This is a genomic window from Dysgonomonas sp. GY617, from assembly GCF_015233815.1.
Lineage (GTDB): Bacteria > Bacteroidota > Bacteroidia > Bacteroidales > Dysgonomonadaceae > Dysgonomonas_A.
This window is the reverse complement of record NZ_JADCLR010000029.1, coordinates 631,058-651,677: the sequence shown is the minus strand read 5'-3', so window position 1 is coordinate 651,677 and position 20,620 is coordinate 631,058. Positions and strand designations below refer to the sequence as shown.

Here is a 20,620-nt window from a genome sequence, read left to right as displayed (position 1 = left end):
GTAGTAATATTCTTTTTTTGAATTAAAGTAAAAAGGCTGCAACCATTGATGGTTGCAGCCTTTTTATATAAAATCTAATTTCTTCTTATTTAAAAGAATTAAATAGAGGATTAAGCATAGCATTAAAAATATCTCTTTCTTCTTTAGGATACTTAAGCACAGCTGTTACTAAAGCCCCTTTCGAGAAAATTGTTTTTTGATAATAAAGCAAATCACCATCCAAGCCTGATATTACATAATAATTAGGACTTAACGAGCTATGTGCTATTTGTCTACCACTCTTATCAGCTATATCTTGCTCATAAGCAGCATTAAATACAATAGGAGTTCCACTTTTATCTACACGCTTATCACTATAAATACGAAGTTCAGCTTTACCTTCTGCAGGTTTAAAGATTTGTTGCTCGCTATTCACAGTAGACTCATCAAGAATAAGAATATCTTTCGGATAAGTTATACTATATCCCAATTGCTCGTTGGTAAAGCTTCCTGCTGCAACCTTGTTACTATCTACAACTTGTTCCGTAGATGCATCTTTTGAAGCATCTTTATTGGTATTTCCACCACAACTAATCACCATTACAGCCAAAGCCAAAACGATTACTCCATTAATAATTTTCATAATATATCTGTTTTTAAGGTCGAAGACCTATTTATTGTTTTACTAAATCTGAAGAAATGAGAGTTTGTTCTTTCCACTCATACACCCACTAGGGCCATAAAGATATAGAAAATCATAACACGAGTAACTATAACTCACCGTTTATAGCTCTTTATTCTTTGATACAAACCTTAATTACAACTTCTAGAAAGAAAACTTACGCTATTCATCACACAATGTAGAGCTTAAATAAAAAAATTACTATTTTTGATCTATTACATAACCTTAATCTAAAAGCGAATTTACATAATCCATACAATTCAAACTATAACAAGTACTTATTGAACTGCTCCAATAGATACAAAATTATATAGCAATAAGAAAAAATAACTAATAACCTTTTTTAATTTAAAACAATACTCTATGAAAACATCAACAATTAAAGTATTCTCTCTTTTTATAGCCGGAATATTTTTCGTTACTTCTTGCAAAGACGAGAAGAATAAAGACAAAGCAAATTTCATCCAAGAAAATGTTGATTTTGCAAAAGCTCAAACTCTTAAGATGCTCGAAGCCACAGGAGAGCCAACGGGGAAAAACTATCCTCGGACAGCAAATGAAAACGGAACTTTGAGAGTGACAGATATGTATGATTGGACTCCTGGTTTCTTTCCCGGCTCATTATGGTATATATATGAATTAACGGGTGATACAACATGGCGAAATAGTGCTGAGAAATGGACACACTCGCTAGAACCATTGAAAACATATACGGGCAATCACGATCTGGGTTTTATGATGTATTGTAGCTACGGAAACGCTGCACGATTAGCTCCAAAACCTGAGTATAAAGATATTCTAATAGAAAGTGCCCAATCTTTATCTACTCGTTATAACGAGAAAGTACAATCCATCAAATCATGGAATGGTGGCCGAGCATGGGGTGATACCACAAAATGGTCTTTTCCGGTTATCATCGATAATATGATGAATCTGGAATTGCTCTTCAATGCTTCTAAAATATCGGGAGACAAGAAGTTTTATGATATTGCAGTAAAACATGCTAATACAACCCTGAAAAACCATTTTCGTGAAGACTTCGGTTCTTTTCATGTATTAGATTACGATACTATCACAGGAGATGTACGCTTCAAGGGAACAGCACAAGGTTTTAGTGATAATTCGACTTGGGCTCGCGGTCAGGCATGGGCTATATACGGATTTACTATGGTTTATAGAGAAACCCAAGATTCGAGCTACCTAAATACAGCCAAACATCTGGCCGATTTTTTCATAAAAAACTTACCTGCCGATTTTGTTCCTCTATGGGATTTCAATGTTGGACAGACAGGATATACGCCTCAAGGAAAATCATATGCTATTGAATTTCAAGAAAAGCTTAAAGATGCATCTGCTGCAGCAATTGTAAGTTCGGCATTATTCGAGTTGGGAGAGATGACCCAAAACAAATCTTATACCGACACCGCGACCAAAATGCTATATAGTTTAGCATCCCCGAATTACAGAGCTGCATTAGGAACAAATGCCAATTTCTTAATTATGCATTGCGTGGGTAGTATCCCTCATCGTTCCGAAATAGACGTTCCATTATGTTACGCCGACTATTACTTTTTGGAGGCACTTGTCAGATACAAAAATCTAAAATAAGGCCTAAGACCTTTCAGTTAGCATTTCTTTTTTACTTCTCAACCTGTTTACAAAAAGATGTATAACAATAAATAATTGGAATTACTTCAGAATAATAAAGGGTAATCGTTTCTGATTACCCTTTATTTTTTAGAAATAAAATAAATTTCTCTTCGGTTTTTGTAACCAAACATACCCTTACTTAGTCAAATAAGAAAAGCTTAAACGATTATGAGAATATTAGTATGTATATTGATGAGTGTCGCAATTATGACCTCTTGCAAAATGTCTTCATTTAAGAATGGAGTTAAAGGAAACGGGCAATCTGTTTCTTCGGAAATAAAGATTGGCGACTATAACAGTATAGAAATTGGAGGAAAATTTGATCTTGTCTACGAGCAAAAAACAAACCAAGCACCCTATCTGCGTATAGAGATTGACGAAAATCTACAAGAATATGTGTCAATAACCGTAACTGATGGAAAACTAACAATACATACTACTCAAGAAATTAATCCGAAATATTATAATATATATACAAACTCGACTGCTTTATCAGATCTATCCGTTAGCGGAATCAACAATATAGAATTAAAAGACTCTATTAATACCGAGAGCCTTCACATTTCGGCATCGGGAATGGGCGATATCCATGCACAAAATCTGAATTGTCAGAATTTAAATATAAATATGTCCGGCTTAGCCAACATAACTCTGGCAGGAGAGGCTGCTAATACAAAAATAGACGTAAGTGGTAAATCTAACGTAAAAGCATACAATTTGAAATCAAAAAATGCAGATTGCGCAGTATCGGGAATGGGTAATATCAACATATACGCTTCGGAGACACTTTCAGCTCAAGCAAGTGGTATGGGCGATATTAACTATAAAGGCAGCCCCAAAGAAACAAATTTATCAAAAAGCGGAATGGCAGACATCGCTTCTAAAGATTAAAAACATACATTGCTGTAACAATTTACAAACAGATGGGGTCTTCCTCTTTAAAGGATAAACAGAAGCCTTATTCTCAAAATATAATATAAACATATCACTTTTAAAATTGAATTCTGACATGAAAAAATTTCTAACCATTCTATGCATACTTGCAGTAATAACATCTTGCAAATCGGGAGGTGCTTTTAGCCCTATAAAAGGAAATAAAAATATTACGACCACAGAAGAATCTATTCCATCCTTTTCTGAAATATCAGTAACAGGCTCGAATGACATTATTTTTGAACAAAAAGTAGGTCAAACTCCTTCTGTACGCATCGAGATAGATGAAAACCTAAAACAATACGTAAGAGCCGAAGTTAAAAACGGAGTTCTGTCTATTTCCTTAGATGGACAAAATATACAGCCATCGCAATTTAAAGCATATGCTAGTTCGGAAGCCCTATCGAGAGTAAGAATTGCAGGATCGGGAGATATAATTCTAAAAGGTAACATTACATCTCCATCTTTAGATATTTCTATTGCAGGATCGGGTAGCTTATATGCTGACGATATTCAATATGGCAATCTGAATATATCAATCGCAGGTTCGGGAGGTGTTAAAGTAGCAGGAAGTGCAACAAATAATGACATTTCGATAAAAGGTAGTGGTAGTGTTGATGCAGTCGATTTAAATACCAGAAACACAAGTTGTACCATAAGTGGATCGGGAAGTGCAAAAGTATATGCTACTGAAAAACTGGCAAGTAAAATAAATGGCAGTGGAAGCATACTTTATAAAGGTGATCCCCAAACACATGACAAATCAATAAACGGATCAGGAAGCGTATCTAAACTATAAAAGAATAAAAATATAACGCCCTTTTTTCATAGAGCCGATGTTTGCAATGCATATTGCCGATGTCGGCTTTAGTTTTAGGTTTTATTCTTGTAGAAAAGACCATAACTTAAAAAATAAGATACCAAATACCTACTGTTAACTGTATGAAATATTTCATCGAAATAAATTATAGTAAATTTGTTTCAGTGGGTTTGTTCCATTATGTATCTTTGTCTTATATATGGATATAGATAATCTACTACAAGAACTAAATGAATCGCAGCGCAAAGCTGTTGAATATAACGATGGTCCATCTTTGGTTATAGCCGGAGCAGGATCGGGTAAGACACGTGTGCTTACTTACAAAATTGCTTATCTGCTTAATCTGGGGCTTCCCCCTCACAATATACTCTCTCTGACATTTACCAACAAGGCTGCACGCGAAATGAAAGCTCGTGTAGGACAGTTGATGGGAGAAAGCGTTGCTCGCCGATTGTGGATGGGTACATTTCATTCTATCTTTTCGAGAATACTGAGAACCGAAGCCGAAAAAATAGGCTTTACTTCCAATTTTACCATATTCGACTCGGCAGACTCTCGTAATCTGATAAAGACCATCATTAAAGAGTATCAGCTCGATGATAAAACATATAAGCCTGCACGCATTCAGTCTATGATATCTAATGCCAAAAACGCATTAGTGTCGCCTGTTGCCTATGCACAAAGCAAAGAGATGCAGGAGTATGACATGAAAGCCAAAATACCCATGGTGAGAGATATTTACCGATCGTACAACGCTCGTCTAATAGCATCCAACACGATGGATTTTGACGATTTATTATACTATACCAACAGATTGTTCCGCGATCACCCAGAGGTATTAAAAACTTACCAAGATCGTTTTCAGTTCATTCTGGTAGACGAGTACCAAGATACTAACTTTGCACAATATCTGGTAGTTAAACAGTTGGCTGATGCGCATCACCGTGTATGTGTAGTGGGAGACGATGCACAGAGTATTTACTCTTTCCGTGGAGCAAATATTGATAATATTCTCAACTATAAAAGCAATTATCCCGAAGCACGAATATTTAAACTAGAGCAAAACTACCGTTCTACTCAAAATATTGTAAATGCTGCTAATAGCCTTATCAAACAGAATAAAGGGCAGATACAAAAAAATGTCTTTTCAGAAAATCAGGTAGGCGAAAAACTCGAAGTAGCCAGCGCCTTTTCAGACTTTGAGGAGGGCATCATTGTAGCCAATAAAATACAAGACCTACGCAGAAGCAAAGACGCTTCATATAGCGATTTTGTGATACTCTATCGTACCAATGCACAATCTCGTGTATTTGAAGAATCGTTGAGAAAAAAGAATATACCCTACCGTATTTATGGTGGGCTTTCGTTCTATCAACGCAAAGAAATAAAGGATGTTATTGCTTATTTCCGCATGGTAGTAAATCCTAAAGATGAGGAAGCATTCAAACGAATTATCAATTATCCTACACGTGGGATCGGAAATACTACGGTCGGAAAAGTTGTAGATACCGCTCAGCTTCACAATCGGAGTTTATGGGAAACAATCTGTGACCCATTAGCATATAACTTGAATGTAAATGCGGGAACTGCTAAGAAGCTAAACGATTTCCATACTCTGATTAATGGTTTTATAAAAGAACTACCTGTTGCCTCAGCATACGAATTAGCAACCAAAATAGTAAAAGAAAGTGGTATAGCTAGAGAAGCATACCAAGATCAGACTCCGGAAGGGATGAGCCGCCAAGAGAACTTACAAGAACTCTTAGGTGGAATACACGAATTCTGTGAATCGAGAGTTGAAGAAGGTGAGCAAAACATCAGCCTTATCGATTTCCTATCAGAAGTATCTCTACTTAGCGATCAGGATACAGATAAAGAAGTTGATCAGGAGAAGGTAACAATGATGACTATTCATGCCTCTAAAGGATTAGAGTTCAAGAACGTCTTTGTTGTAGGTCTCGAAGAAGATCTCTTCCCCTCATCGATGACTAAATCTGAACCTAAAGGATTGGAGGAAGAACGTCGTTTGTTTTATGTAGCTATTACAAGGGCAGAGCAATTCTGTATGTTGACGTATGCTAAGAGTCGTTTCCGCAATGGACAAACCAACTCATGTAATCCAAGCCGTTTCCTTAAAGATATTGACAGAGAGTTTCTCAATGCCAATGCAGGTGTACTTGAAGGAACTATGGGAGGATTCTCTCAACAAACTCAAGGTAACTTCTGGGACACTGTCCGTAGAAACAGAGAGGAAAAAGAAGAACTACAAGAAGTAAAAAGAAAAGAAGAGTCAATTTTCGAAAGGCCTCAGATTCCGGTATCTCGCGAAGACAAGTACTCGAAACCTAACTTTGTGAATGCTCGAAATGCAGAGCCGAAGACTCCTCTTACAAAGGATATTTACGGTATACAGGTGGGAGCAGTAATCAAACACGAACGTTTTGGAATCGGCACTGTAAGTGCTATCGAAGGCGATGCTGCAAGCAGAAAAGCAACAGTAGAATTCGAGAATGCAGGAGTAAAACAATTACTTCTAAAATTTGCTCGCTTCGAAATTATCGGTTGATTATAGAGCCAGTTCTTCGTAAACAATACGTGCCATATCTTCGTACCCTTTTTGATTGGGGTGTACTCCGTCCATTGTGTAGATACCTTTATTTGTATAAATATCAGTAGGTGAAGTATAATAAGGCTCATTAGAGAAATCCCAATCGCATAAATTATAAAAATCGATACAGTGTATCTTATATTTTTCGCAACTTTCAACCACTGCATCTCTTTTACGTAACCAGTTGTCGGGTTGCGAAAATTTATTGAATCTGTTGCTACGCTTTTGAGGTAAAGTTGTACCAAATACAATGAAAGGCTTTTCGGGTGAAATACTATCAGCTGATGAGCTATGAGTATTTTCATCCATATCATAATATTTATTGATCTTTCGGATAATATGTGATACAGCCTGTATAAAAGCATATCCCGAATAATCGTGAGTAATGTCTGTTTCTTCAACCAGTATTTCATCAGTAGCTCCAAAAGTACCTACTTCTCCTTTTACACCAGCATCATTACCACCCACTAAGCAGATAATAATATCGGGCTTATAATCGTAGATCAATTGCAATTGCGCATCTTTTGCTAACTGGCTTGTTGTATAACCCGGAAAACCTCCGGCACATACTTCGGCACCCGTCAGCTCTTCAAGTGTAGATTTATACCAAGGATAAGACGAAGAGGATATACTATCTCCATAGAGAAGGATTCTCTTTCCTTTCAATGGAATTTTAAACTTTTTACTATATACTTTTAGATTATGACGATCGGCCTCCTTATACCCAAAAGTACAACTCGAAGTAGAGAATATGAGGATTAGAAATAATACGGTTAATCTCAAGGGTAAAGATCTGAAGGTTATTCGGCGTTTCATCATAGTAGTAGAGATTGATTGAAAGAGAGAAAGTTGTTGACCGTATAAAAAAGAAAGCCATCTTTTAAATCAAAGGTGACTTTCTCTTTTATTATAGTGAGCTTTACGTTACTTAAGCCTCGCTGTCTTCTGCTTCTTCATTAGTTGGGGCAATTAATTTATAACCCTTTCCATGAATATTTATAATTTCAATTTCTGGATCAGCTTTCAACAGTTTTCTAAGCTTAGTAATATAAACGTCCATACTTCTTGCGTTGAAATAATTATCGTCAACCCAAATTTGTTTCAAAGCATGGTTACGTTCCAAAATATCATTAGCATGAGCACAAAGCAATCCTAGTAATTCTGATTCCTTAGTCGTCAATTTAGTACTTTCTCCACTAATTGTAAGAATTTGTTTTTGAGTATCAAAAACCATTTTACCAAATTGATATACCTGACGATCTTTACCTTTTTTACCTTTTACTCTTCTGAATATAGCTTCGATACGAAGCACCAATTCTTCCATGCTGAAAGGTTTAGTAATATAGTCATCAGCTCCAGCTTTAAAACCATCCAAAATATCATCCTTCATATTTTTAGCTGTTAAAAATATAATCGGAATATCGGGGTTGATTGCTCTAATTTCTTTTACCAATGTTATTCCATCTTTTTTAGGCATCATTACGTCTAATACACATAAATCATATTTTTCTTTAACGAAACCTTTGTATCCAGCTTCTCCATCTGGATATAAGTCTGTGTCGAATCCTTTTGCTTGGAGATATTCTCTCAATAACATTCCTAGATTCTCGTCATCTTCACATAAAAATAATTTCAACTTCTCTTCCATAATATCTCTACTTTATATTGAGTAAACTTATAATAAATTTAGTTCCTTGTCCCAATTCACTTTCCACCTTAATGGATCCTTTATGGTCCTCGACTATCTTTTTCACATACGCTAAACCTAGACCAAAACCTTTCACATCGTGTAAATTCCCAGTAGATACTCTAAAGAAACGCTCAAAAATCTTTTTTGCATCTTCTTTTTTAATACCTATTCCATTATCTTCAACACTTATATATATCTTATTGTTTTGATTCCATGTCCTTATCATCAATTCTAGGGTCACATCTTCCCTTCTATACTTAAGTGCATTATCTAACAAATTAAATAAAACATTTGTAAAATGCATCTCATCTGCGCTCACCAATGTATCGCCAGCTTCCAGATCAATATCAATTTTTCCTCCAAATTTCTCAACTTTAAGTTGAAAAGTATTAGCTACGTTCACAATGATGTCATTAACATCTAATTCTTTGAATTTGAGAGTTGCTTTCTGTTTCTCAAAAAGAGACATCTGCAATACTTTTTCTACCTGAAAACTCAAACGCTTGGTTTCATCATTTATTACACTCGAAATATGCTTAAATATTTCAGGCGATTTCATAATACCCGGATCTTTCAACATTTGAGCAGCCAATGATATTGTTGATACCGGAGTTTTCAGCTCATGAGTCATATTATTCATAAAATCGCTCTTCATTTCCGACAAACGCTTTTGTCTAAATATTAAATAGATAGAAATGATGAAAGTGATCAATAATATCAATGTGAAAACAAATGCAGGTACAAGAAACGAAATCTCACTCAAAAGATAATCTTTTTTTGTGGGAAAAGATACCCGAAGGTAATTTAACTTATCAATTGGGTCATTCGGATACAAAACCTGAGTGTACAAAGCATTTTTGTCTGGCTCGGCATAACTCTCCTGTTTATAAACAGGTCTATCATTTTTATCTACAATCTCAAACTGAAACGGCAACTCTATACCATTATATCTGAGTTCGTCTTTTATATTGTCGTTAAGTGTCTTATAATTTATCTTCTCATCCAAAGGTACAGAACTAGATGTTTGAATGAGCTTATAAATTACATTATCTAGCAATTGCCGCTGATAATCATAACGCTGTTTAAACAACTCCTGTATATTGAATGATGCTTGAGCTAGTGCATTTGCTCCTCCCCGTGAAGTATTCGTATTCTTCTTAGATCTAAAACTGGTTGTCTGAGAACTGTTATACTCTATATTCATAATAGGAGTACCAGTTGGATCTGTCATTTTTATTTGTTGAGTATGGGTTATCGTTTTCTCCCCTAAAGGATCTTTATAACCTTTTTTATTTTGAAAATCAACAATTTCCTGATCCAGATATTTCTTAGTTTGATCCAGTTCTAAATTCTTCGATACTTGGTAAAGGCTTCTACTTACTGCTTCTTCAAATTGATCATTTCTCATTTTTAGCGAAATGCGAAAATAACTAATCTGCAAGTATAGTAGACCGAAAAAGGTAAATGCCATCACCCCCGCGAGTAACCATATCGTTGATTTTTTCATTTTATTATATTTTCCGCATACATTATAACCAAGCAAATATCAAGTACCTATGATACCATAAACAAAGATAGTCTATTTTTGTTTAACATTTTGACTTAAAAAAACGAAGATTTATTTTTTTTTATTTTATTAAAAAACATAGACAAAAATAAATAAACCCATAGACTTGATCTATTAAAAATAAACAAACTCTATCAACATAGAACACAGCAACTTACTCTACTACTCTGTAAGAGTAAAACGTATACTTACCCCAAAATTGGTATTAGCTGTTGGATAAGATACCGAGGATATTAATGGAGAATTTACAATACGATCGTAAAAAGCCCGCAACAACAAAGCTCTACTTAAGGTATATTCAGCAGATAATTTCAATGTCAGTATTGTATTTCCACTAGTAGCTTCTGTAAATCGCTCATCTATCCTACGGATAAGAGCTTGTGATGTTCTTCTCGAAATATCAGCCGTAACATTCAAATCATTATTAAACTCTCTATCCTTTTTAATCGGAAGCCCTATCAGCTTATTAAACTCATTGATACGATAGCCACCTCCTAATACCAGATCTTTTTGTACTGTCTCTACAATCTGGAATGATGTAATACTTAAGTTTAGCATTCGCGAATAATTATAACGAGCACTCAAAGTCAAGTTGTTAGACATTGTACCTTCGGCACCCAATAACGGATTAAACTGCTCTATCAGGTTAACCGATGAAATGTCATACGCCGAAGTAGGCACCGGCATAGCTACAGCATCTAAGCTTTTCATAAATCCCATATTTTCCCCAGCCTCTATCCATGTCAGAAAAGAAGTATATGATCCAACACTATATTGAGCCGTATAAGCATGAGATAATATAAGCTTCTTAAATTTATCTCTAAACCAAGGCAAATTAGTTAGCCCATCATAATTGATTCGCCAGTTAGGCAACATCGAAAATAGTGTAGGGAATGCAGTCAATGCAATATTATCTGCACTTCTTCCTGTATATGCGGCAAGGAAAGCAGGAATCAATACATCTGCAGAGTTTGGGTTTATCCCTCCTATAGTTGGATCAAAAGGTTTACCTCCCAAATTAGCATCAGCAATGAAACCTGTGTTGGGATAAAACGTTCCATCGTATTTATTTCCTAATCGTTTTGCTATAACATCACGATTTTTTAAGAACTTATTAAATGCAGCAGATTCATAATTATTCTTCACATTACTACTTTCGAAACTCGATCCTAAAGCGATTGTCGTCATAGCAAAGCTACCTCCGTATATCTTCTTTACATTTGCTTTGCTATCGTATTGGAAAGTCGTTCGATCATTTTTCTCATGAAGAGCATTCAATCGTATTTTCAAACCTTTGATAGGTTCTATCTGAGCCTCCAAATCTAATTTCTTAATGGAGTTATACACAGCTGGACTGATACTCATTTCATTAAGGACAAGCCAATCATTACGAAGAGATTTATTTATGTAATCTTCACCTCCATCAAAACCAAAAGCAAAACCAACTCCCGGAACCATTCCAAAATCGGTTCGCTTTTGCCCGAAGACATCACCTATACCCGGACGGAATCCTCCTATCGCAGTCTCTTCGCGAGTTGAATAGTTGACAGATACAGACCTCACGGACATAAGCCCCCTAGCTGCATACTGAGCTACTTTATATAAAGTTGTTTCGTCAGACTCTCCTTTTTCGATAATGTTTATTTTGATCTGCGAAGTATCCTTTGTAGTTATTCGGATTGTATTTTCATCAATACGCTTGTACTTCACATTAAACAATCGCCCATCTCGTCTCGCAGTAACCATAATATTTTTGATTCCCAATCCATGTTTTAAAATTGTAGCCGAATCGGTGTTTAAGCGAACCTCCTGTTCAAAACGTTTTTTTCGACTTTCAGCAGTAGCACGTCTTGCTCTCTGAGCACTTTGGGTACGACGGTTCGTATCAAATTTTTCATTCACCTTTTTCAAAAAAGGAGATTTATTATATAAAGATGTCAGATCGAGCCTATTGCTAATATTCAAGGTCATATTATTAGTTATAACATTCCCCACCTCTGTAGCAGTATCTATTTCTGCACCTCTATCCCAGGTATATCGACTATCGTAATTTGCTGACGAATTTATCCAATCGACAAACGGAATATTATTAAATGGCAATACATATGTAACCCTAGCCGCTTGTCGGTAAGATAAAGGGTCTCCCAGATTGCGTATGCTTCTCATTACTTCATCTCGCCAGATCTCATAATCGTCTCTATTGAGCTTTTTATTTACCTGTAGATAAGGCTCTTCTATTTCCGCTCGTGTTCCAGTCTGAACACTTATTTTCAAGTTACGCAGAGGATCCCAATTTATGCTAAAATCTCGATCCCAATAAAAATTCTGACTCCATGTCAAAAACAAATTATCATTGGTACTTCCACTTCCTATATTATACCCTTCCAGATCCCGAACAAGAGTTTCTGTATAGAAGCGTGTCATATATGAATTGAACGATATATTGCTCGGCAGATAATTAAATCCTAGAGATTTTGGATACTTAGCCAGTGGAGCCTTGCTCTTCATATCTTTAAAAGGAGCCCAAGTCTTTACCGCAGGTGAATAAGAATAATTCATACTGGCTTTGTAATTCTTAGTAAGGTCATATACCGTAGTTGGGTTCTTTACCTCCGTCTGACTATAAGCATAACCAAAAGTAAAGTTCGCCGGATCGTAAGGCATAGGAGTCTTACTCTGAATATTTACTTTCATATTAGTCATACTCAGATTCTTTGTCGTAGTTCTATCCTGAGCTAAATTCTTAATAGAATCTCTTTCGGCTCTGGTATCAACAATACTCAAGGCTTCTTTGAGGGTCACATCCTGATCAAGAGGGTCGTATTTAGGAGTCGTAGTTTGATTCGAATATGAGTAATAAAGAGGAATACTCACCTTTGCCTTTTCGGGAATAAATCGACCTAAATCGACATTTGCTGCAATATCATACGAATAAAAATCATCTAACCGACGCTCAATAAGATTCTGATCTATGGATCCAAATCCTGAAGTTTCTTTTCTCCCCGAGAAAGAGAATGTTCCCAAATCTGATAAAGCTATACTCAAGTTACCTTGAGCAGCCCAACCATTTTCATCATCATAATCGGTTAACCTCAATTCATTCACCCATACCTCTGCCGATTGGACATGTGTCGAATTATTACGTATACCAATCATCATGACATTGATTTCCGACAAACTTGGATTACCAATTACACTTATCTTATTGTTCTCTTTACCGGGCTCAGGATCATGACCCGAATACAATTCGGTGTATGAAACTGTTGAACCAGCTTGGCGCTTTGCTTTATTTCTTTCTAATTTTATATTCTTCAGAAGCTCTAATGGGAAATCAAACATATTATTAGCAGGCCATACCTTTGCACGATCCGCATCATTATTTGCAATATACGTTCCAGCAGGGGTTATAGACAATGGTATTTCGTATTCATAGTAGTTGGTCTTGAAGTCTGAACCCAAGCGCAAGAATACAGTGATCTCGCCTTGTCCTATTGGTGGTCCATCTTTTAGTTCCTCAGCATGTGTAAACATTTGTAAACGCTTGTAACGACGCAAGTCGTAACTTGTATTCTTGAATACTGCTCTAGCATCTTCTGGCTCCAGATTAAGAACCTGCAAAGATAACGCCTGCTCATTTTCTTGACGTATTTGAGGTTGACTTGGATCGAGAATACGTGTTACACCTGGAGGTATTACATAATTTACAGGTTGCTTTTCGCTATTTTCTTCAATGTTTACGGCGGCTATACTTAGCGATCCAGTTCCTTGATTTATTCCATCTTGAAGAGTTTGAGTATATTGTCTCCACTCTCCTCTAACTAAATCTAATGTTCCAAATCTCAAATGAGTTGTCTCTTTGAAGTTTGTAAGGAACATCCGCATAAAACGAATAGAGGTAAAATCATGAATATTTCCTACAGTTTTCTTTTCGGGTGTACGAATAGGTATTTGAAACTGATACCATTTAATGGTAGTCGGAGTTCCATCTCTAAGTGTTACCCGAGCTTCTTGAATATCAGAGATAAAATTATCACTACCTATATGCATTTTATCGGGACGTAATGAAACTTTATACTGAAAATACCTCTCAGATTCGTTCATTGTATTATCCTGATCCAAATCTTCCACATCAGGATTGGCAGTAGCTGCGGTTGAGAAACCCTCATTACCTGAATCTCCAGCCGAAGAGTTACCTTCGGTTCCGTTGAAATATTTATAGCGGTCTATTATACCTGTTTGCTGGCGATCATAGTCTGCTCCACGATAATGGTGGTATTTATCTCCTGATAAATCATTTAAAGGAGAAAAGGGATCTTGCAACATTCGAGCTTCCGTTTCCGCTGAGATTTTCGATCTAAAGGTGTTTAAATAGGTTGCATATGTTGCAAACTGAGCCTCTTCAGCTCTACTTAATCCATTCAATCCAACATCCTGTTTAGTTATAGCACCTGCTCCTTGCGAAATATCAAAGGCATATACAGTAGACTGACGTGTAGGCACTTTACCCCAAGCCGTTAATTCGTATGCCGTGGGATCATCATCCAGCGGTAGCCCATTCTCATAAAACTTCCTACCATCTTTCAAGACATCTTCGGATACATCCCCTAGATTGAAATACAAGTCGCCACCTTGACTCTTTACCGCAAGAGTATCATATACAAAAGGATCCATTAACCAAAATTGAATATATTCGATATTGGTACTCTCAAAATCTCGATTCTCTATTTTACGAGTAATCCCTCCCCACCTAGTTTCTGGTCTCAAAAGCTTACCCTCTGAGCTTATGTTAGTGGCATCTAGATTATACATACCTCTCTCCTGTGGATAATAAGTTAAGTTAAGAGTAGAAAGAAGAGGAGGTTCGTTAGCTAACATATCACGTCCCGGAAAAATCTCCCTTTGCTCAATTTCTCTTACAAAGTGATTGGAAAGAGAATCTTCATTCAGATAAGAAGGTCTAAGAGATGAGTTTTTACGGGTAAATAAATTATCAATCGTATACCATGCCAGATGAGCCCGATTATTTCCATATTCAATATTATTGCTCAACTTAGATTCCTCAAAGAATGTAGGCGTAGAAGACAGTTTCCATGCATATGGGTTGTTCAAAGAAATAGTCGATTTAGCCGACTCAAAATCATCCAGATACGAATATCCATGTAAATACTCATTCTGGTAGTGCCCCCCAATCATGTGGGCAAACTCGGCATTCAAAGCTATCTGCGAAGGAGCTGTTGCTGTAACAAAAGGTAACTTATCAACCAAGTTGGTCAACCATTGAGACTGCGTTCTATATGCTGTATTTAAACCCCAAAGGGTATTCTTTATAGCTTCTTCACCTATTCCAACCTTCATAGTCAAAGGTCTTTCATACATATGCATAATAGTTCCTCCGATGGTGAAATCTTTGCTAAAATCATAACTCAAATTCAATCCTAACAGAGTTTTTCGCTGCATGCTGAACAATGCCTGATTCTCGAGAGTCACATTAATGGGCGTACCGGCATCTATGAGCGATTGATTAAGAATAGTAACCTCACCCGCAGCATAATCAACCGTGTAATCAGCATTTTCAATCAGCGGCACACCATTAGCTGTAACTACAACAGAACCTCGGGCAACATTCATTGCATTCAGATTTATGACCGAATTAGAAGCTGAGGCTCTATAAGACCCACTTATCCTGAACTTATTTCTATCGGCAATCTGCTCTGCTACAAAACGCGTAGAATCATATAATTGTTGATACACAAATTTATCGGCAATGGCATCATTAGCTATTTGCTTTCGAAGGTGAGAACCAAAAGGCTCAACAACAGGAAATATAACCCGTCCATTTTCGGGATATATGGTAAAGCCATCCAAGAAGTCGAAAATACCATCCGGATGCTGATTCTCCTGAGCATCTAATCTATCCAGATTCATGACTCTCAGCAGTAGTTTGTTTTTGATTGCACCTTCCGGTAGAAAGTTTATATAAGTACCTGTCGTATCGCTTAGGTAAGTAATATTAAGCCTGAATTTATCCTTCTGAATTTGCCTGTCTCCCAATCGATAAACGTTTTTCATCATCAAATCCCAAGAGTAAGAGAGAGGCGATAGAGCTACCGGCTTCACTAACTTTAGAAACAAAGCCCCCGATTTGGTTCCTGTTTTTACTTGACTAGGAATTCGAGCGGCAAACTCTCCAACCATATAAGCCTGCCCGTTCATAGTATACTCAAAAGCTACAGCAAGTACCTCATCATCTGCCAGAGCTGATTTAAGAGAAATAAATCCTAATTGAGTATTAAGGGTATATTCGTTAGCATCAAGCAATCTGGCACTTTCAAGTTTTTCGTAATCCTGACCACTAACCAAACCTCCCCTACCGGTTAGTTCTGAAGTAACACTACTTATTTCTCGAGCTCCTGCATACTCACTATTAATGGTAGCATACAGGTTATTCGATTCATTAGCAGGAACCTTTACCGAGCCGGGCTGCCATCTGTCATTATGTATTTTTTCATTCTCTGCAAGATCCGCAAATGCGACTACATTACGCGATTTATCAAAGTTTCCCCTTTTATTGGTAACCCACACCTCTGCATTCGTAATAAGAATAGGCGACTTTACAAAAGGTAGCTTACTCATTCCCCCATCGAAATGATCTCTGAAATATTCGCTTAAAAAGAAGTGTTGATTTTCATCATATTTATTGGCGTCAAATTCAAAGGATTTAGTCTGTACACCACCCTTTGAGCCTACTGTTTGTGTTTCTGATTCTTGCTGAGATATAACTGTATTGATTCTCAATTTACCAAATTGTAAATCAGCGCGAATACCAAATAAGGATGCACCTCCACCAATGAGCGAATTAGTTGTATTTAGAGCAACGTTACCTGCTCCCAGGTATTTAACAATCTCGTCTTCGTCTCCTTCATAAGCTAACTTTACCCTTTTCGAGTCAAAATCGAAGGTTGCTTCCGTATCATAATTTAATCCAAAATTCACTTTATCTCCAACAGAAGCATCAACATTCATCTGTATTTTCTGTTGGAAATCGAACATGGTACGACTTCTGTTCTTCAACGCAAGAGTAGGATTCTCGGTTGATGTATGCTTTATTCCAGCTGAAACTTCGGTATATCCCTGAGTTTTTAGCTGAACACCTCCGGGACCAAAAACACGTTCTAATGATCCTAGATTAACTTTAATATCTTTCAGAGAAAATTCTTCTTTCTTATCCTTCTGATCAAACGCTTCCGAATTTTTCACTTTGAAGTATTGAGCCATAGATTCTTTCAAAGAATAATCCATGTACTGCTGAGGATTCAATGTAAATGGTGTAACCCATTCCCCCTCATTCATTTTGGTTCGGAATAAATAAATATTATTCTTTACATCAAACTCTACTTCGGTTTTTATATTGGATGGATCGCGAAGATCGACAGGCGTTTTTTGTATCAGATCCTCGTAGTTGGTAATTTGTGTTTTACGTACCGGATATATAGCTCCTGTATCTTCTGGTAAAGCTATATCGATGCTGATCTCGGGTATAGGAGAATCTATCCGTCCGGAAGTTCCGGAGAATAAACTTATACCACAAATAAACAGTGATAAGAAAATAAAATATTTATTTTTTTTCTTCAACGAGTATAGCTTTAGCCTTTGATCTGGAATACTTTCACAGCAGTTTCAACGCAGCTTTTATTACTTGTTCTATTGTGCTATCAGGCTTATCTTTCATTAGTTTCGAAACCACTTTTTGAGAAGGAGCCTGATTAAAACCAAGCATCACCAAAGCAGCTATGGCTTCGTTGGCTGTTTCGTTATTTATTACAATATCACCCTGTCCAACATCGCCCGATACTTTTATCTTATCTTTTAGATCGATAATAACACGTTGAGCAGTTTTCAGACCGATACCTTTTACTGTTTTCAGCATATCGGCATTACCTGACGATATTACAATCTCTAATTCAGTAGGATTCATAGCTGAAAGAATCATACGAGCAGTACTAGCCCCAATTCCCGAGACACTAATAAGATGCATGAACAATTCGCGTTCCCGCTTGTTTATAAAACCGAATAATTGGTGTGCATCTTCGCGTATAGACTCATAAATAAAGAGTTTTGCATTTGGTTTATTCTCCAAAGCCGAGTAAGTGTTTAATGAGATACTGATGAAGTATCCAACACCATTTATGTCTATGGTAGCCGAAGCCGGTGTAAGTTCGGCAATATTTCCTTTTATATAATCAATCATAATGTAAGTGCAGTAATAAAATTGAAGTTTCTATCTAGCTATTGTATTCCGCATTGGATTTGAATAGACCAACACTGGCGAATATGGTAAAATGTACTAATTAAATTCAACAAATTAGAACAACAGAGACCACACCCAATTATGCAAAAGTAACTTTATTATTGTTTATTTTCAAGTATAGTCTAAGTTAATCTGAACATTAATTTGCAGTTACAAAGAAAAAAGAAGAACTTTGTTTACATTTTGAATATTTATTAACAAAAGATTTGCTAACTTGATAGTATACTTATATGAGAAAACCCTTTATTTTAATTTTATTTATAGCAATTATGACAGCTAATATTAATTCTCAAAATCCGTTTTTTACCGAATATAAAACGCCTCACGGCACAACTCCTTTTGATAAAATCAAAAACGAGCACTATGAGCCGGCTTTCGATAAAGGGATAAAAGAACAGGAAGCAGAGATTAACCAAATAATTAACAATCCGGAGCTACCTACATTTGCAAACACAATTGAAGCATATGAGAATTCGGGCAGATTGTTATCTGATGTTGGTTCGGTATTCTTCAATCTGCTAAGTTCTGAAAGCGATGATGAAATGATGGAGATCTCTCAGAGACTATCTCCTAAGTTGTCAGAACACAGCAACAACATAGGTCTGAACGAAGATCTTTTCGCACGAGTTAAAGCCGTGTATGACAAACGTAACGATTCGGGACTTACTCCTGAACAAATCCGTTTAACTGAAAAGATATACGAAGGCTTCGAAAACAAAGGGGTAACTCTATCGGCTAAAGATAAAGAGATATATCGTGCATTATCAACAGAGTTAAGCAAAGTAACTCTTGACTTTGGTCAAAATGCATTAAAAGAAAGTAACAAATTCGAAATGCTACTTACTGACGAAGCTGACCTGGCAGGTCTACCTCAAAGCGTTCGTGATGGAGCAAAGGCTAAAGCCAAACAAAAGAACAAAGAAGGCTGGATGTTTGATCTTTCGGGACCAAGCTATATTGCTTTCATGAAATACTCTGATCGTCGTGATCTACGCGAAAAACTATATCTTGCATACACTACTAAATGTGTTGCTGGTGGTGAGTTTGACAATCAAGAAAATGTTAGAAAGATAGCTAATCTCCGTCTTAAAATAGCTCAACTTTTAGGCTATCCTGATTTTGCTGCTTTCTCGTTGAAAAACAAAATGGCTAAAAACGAAAAAGGAGTATTCAACCTTTTAGACAATCTATATGATGCTTTTGCTGAAAGAGCTAAAGAAGATGTTGCAGACGTACAGAAATATGCTTCTAAACTGGAAGGTAAACAAGTTGATTTACAACCTTGGGATTGGGCTTATTATTCTGAAAAGCTTCAGACTGAGAAATACGATCTGAATGATGAAATGGTGCGTCCATACTTCGAATTGGAAAATGTAAAGAAAGGTGTTTTTGGATTAGCAACAGACTTATATGGTGTAACTTTCAAAAAGAACACTGACATACCCGTATATAACCCCGAAGTAGAAGCTTTCGAAGTATTTGATGCTAATGGTAAATATATTTCTGTTTTATATACAGATTTTCATCCTCGTGAAAGCAAACGTCAAGGAGCTTGGATGACCGAATATAAAGGTCAGTACAAACGCGATGGTGTAGATTCTCGCCCTCATGTATCACTGGTAATGAACTTTACCCGTCCAACAGAGAACGACCCTGCATTATTAACTTTTGATGAAGTAGAAACATTCTTACACGAGTTTGGACATGGTTTACATGGCATGCTTACAGAATGTACTTACGAAACTCTTTCGGGAACTAATGTTGCTCGTGACTTCGTTGAATTACCTTCGCAAGTAATGGAAAACTGGCTGACTGAAAAGGAATACTTGGACAGATTTGCGGTACACTACAAAACTGGTGAGCCTATACCTGCTACATTAGTAAACAAACTTATTGATGCTTCTAATTTCAATGCAGGTTATCTGTGTTATCGTCAATTGTCATTCGGATATCTTGATATGGCATGGCATACTCTGAAAAATCCTTATGAAGGAGATATCAAAGACTTCGAAAAAAATGCAATGATAAAGACTGCTCTTCTACCCGTTGCTGAGGGTACTAACATGTCTGCTTCATTCGGACATATTTTTTCGGGAGGTTATGCAGCCGGATATTATAGCTACAAATGGTCGGAAGTATTGGATGCAGATGCATTTGCAGCGTTCAAGAAAAACGGTATATTCGATAAAGAGACAGCAGAAGCTTTCAGAAAAAATATACTTGAGAAAGGAAACACAGAAGACCCAATGGAACTGTATATTAAGTTCAGAGGTCAAGAACCAACTATAGATGCCTTATTAGAAAGAAGCGGTGTAGAAAAGAAAACTGCTCCAACTCCTAATAATGTAGCTAAAGATGTTGATCAAAAAAGAACTAAATAAAA

The 20,620-nt window shown here is 36.5% G+C and carries 11 protein-coding genes; 5 read left to right on the top strand and 6 right to left on the bottom strand.

Annotation, left to right across the window (positions count from 1 at the left end):
* Positions 1–85 precede the first annotated feature (85 nt).
* Positions 86–622 (bottom strand): PsbP-related protein, encoded by a 537-nt coding sequence (locus IR022_RS18550; protein ID WP_194204846.1) that lies wholly within the window; start codon positions 620–622, stop codon positions 86–88.
* A 402-nt stretch (positions 623–1,024) separates the two neighbouring features.
* On the opposite strand from IR022_RS18550, the gene IR022_RS18545 reads away from it, so the two are divergent.
* The 4 genes from IR022_RS18545 (at position 1,025) to IR022_RS18530 (ending at position 6,630) form a co-directional block, all read left to right on the top strand.
* Entirely contained in the window at positions 1,025–2,269 is a 1,245-nt protein-coding gene (locus IR022_RS18545) for a glycoside hydrolase family 88 protein (protein WP_194204845.1), read from the top strand.
* Positions 2,270–2,479: 210 nt separating this feature from the next.
* Positions 2,480–3,202, top strand: a complete 723-nt coding sequence (locus IR022_RS18540; protein ID WP_194204844.1) for a head GIN domain-containing protein — start codon at positions 2,480–2,482, stop codon at positions 3,200–3,202.
* 118 nt (positions 3,203–3,320) lie between these two features.
* On the top strand, positions 3,321–4,043 hold the full coding sequence (locus IR022_RS18535) for a head GIN domain-containing protein (protein WP_194204843.1): 723 nt from the start codon (positions 3,321–3,323) through the stop codon (positions 4,041–4,043).
* A gap of 220 nt (positions 4,044–4,263) precedes the next feature.
* Positions 4,264–6,630 carry an ATP-dependent helicase gene (locus IR022_RS18530; protein WP_199330332.1) on the top strand — a complete coding sequence of 789 codons (2,367 nt, stop codon included), beginning with the start codon at positions 4,264–4,266 and terminating at the stop codon, positions 6,628–6,630.
* Here IR022_RS18530 and IR022_RS18525 read toward each other — a convergent pair whose 3' ends face one another.
* From IR022_RS18525 to ruvA, 5 genes are all read right to left on the bottom strand, one after another.
* Positions 6,631–7,491, bottom strand: coding sequence for an SGNH/GDSL hydrolase family protein (locus tag IR022_RS18525; protein WP_194204842.1), 861 nt, complete (start codon positions 7,489–7,491; stop codon positions 6,631–6,633). It abuts the gene before it with no gap.
* A gap of 109 nt (positions 7,492–7,600) precedes the next feature.
* Complete coding sequence (locus tag IR022_RS18520) at positions 7,601–8,320, bottom strand: response regulator transcription factor (protein WP_050710144.1); 720 nt, start codon at positions 8,318–8,320, stop codon at positions 7,601–7,603.
* A gap of 7 nt (positions 8,321–8,327) precedes the next feature.
* Entirely contained in the window at positions 8,328–9,869 is a 1,542-nt protein-coding gene (locus IR022_RS18515; RefSeq protein WP_050710143.1) for a sensor histidine kinase, read from the bottom strand.
* Positions 9,870–10,091: 222 nt separating this feature from the next.
* Positions 10,092–17,561, bottom strand: a complete 7,470-nt coding sequence (gene sprA, locus IR022_RS18510; RefSeq protein ID WP_194204841.1) for a cell surface protein SprA — start codon at positions 17,559–17,561, stop codon at positions 10,092–10,094.
* A gap of 34 nt (positions 17,562–17,595) precedes the next feature.
* Positions 17,596–18,177: a Holliday junction branch migration protein RuvA gene (gene ruvA / locus IR022_RS18505; protein ID WP_050710141.1), complete on the bottom strand. Its 582-nt coding sequence runs from the start codon at positions 18,175–18,177 to the stop codon at positions 17,596–17,598.
* A 290-nt stretch (positions 18,178–18,467) separates the two neighbouring features.
* Here ruvA and IR022_RS18500 point away from each other — a divergent pair, with 290 nt between their 5' ends.
* Positions 18,468–20,618, top strand: a complete 2,151-nt coding sequence (locus tag IR022_RS18500) for a M3 family metallopeptidase (protein ID WP_194204840.1) — start codon at positions 18,468–18,470, stop codon at positions 20,616–20,618.
* Positions 20,619–20,620 lie beyond the last annotated feature (2 nt).

Bases quoted from the DNA above. Each gene is read 5' to 3' on its own strand.
- IR022_RS18550 (WP_194204846.1), bottom strand. From the start codon at position 622: ATGAAAATTATTAATGGAGTAATCGTTTTGGCTTTGGCTGTAATGGTG.
- IR022_RS18545 (WP_194204845.1), top strand. From the start codon at position 1,025: ATGAAAACATCAACAATTAAAGTATTCTCTCTTTTTATAGCCGGAATA.
- IR022_RS18540 (WP_194204844.1), top strand. From the start codon at position 2,480: ATGAGAATATTAGTATGTATATTGATGAGTGTCGCAATTATGACCTCT.
- IR022_RS18535 (WP_194204843.1), top strand. From the start codon at position 3,321: ATGAAAAAATTTCTAACCATTCTATGCATACTTGCAGTAATAACATCT.
- IR022_RS18530 (WP_199330332.1), top strand. From the start codon at position 4,264: ATGGATATAGATAATCTACTACAAGAACTAAATGAATCGCAGCGCAAA.
- IR022_RS18525 (WP_194204842.1), bottom strand. From the start codon at position 7,491: ATGATGAAACGCCGAATAACCTTCAGATCTTTACCCTTGAGATTAACC.
- IR022_RS18520 (WP_050710144.1), bottom strand. From the start codon at position 8,320: ATGGAAGAGAAGTTGAAATTATTTTTATGTGAAGATGACGAGAATCTA.
- IR022_RS18515 (WP_050710143.1), bottom strand. From the start codon at position 9,869: ATGAAAAAATCAACGATATGGTTACTCGCGGGGGTGATGGCATTTACC.
- ruvA (WP_050710141.1), bottom strand. From the start codon at position 18,177: ATGATTGATTATATAAAAGGAAATATTGCCGAACTTACACCGGCTTCG.
- IR022_RS18500 (WP_194204840.1), top strand. From the start codon at position 18,468: ATGAGAAAACCCTTTATTTTAATTTTATTTATAGCAATTATGACAGCT.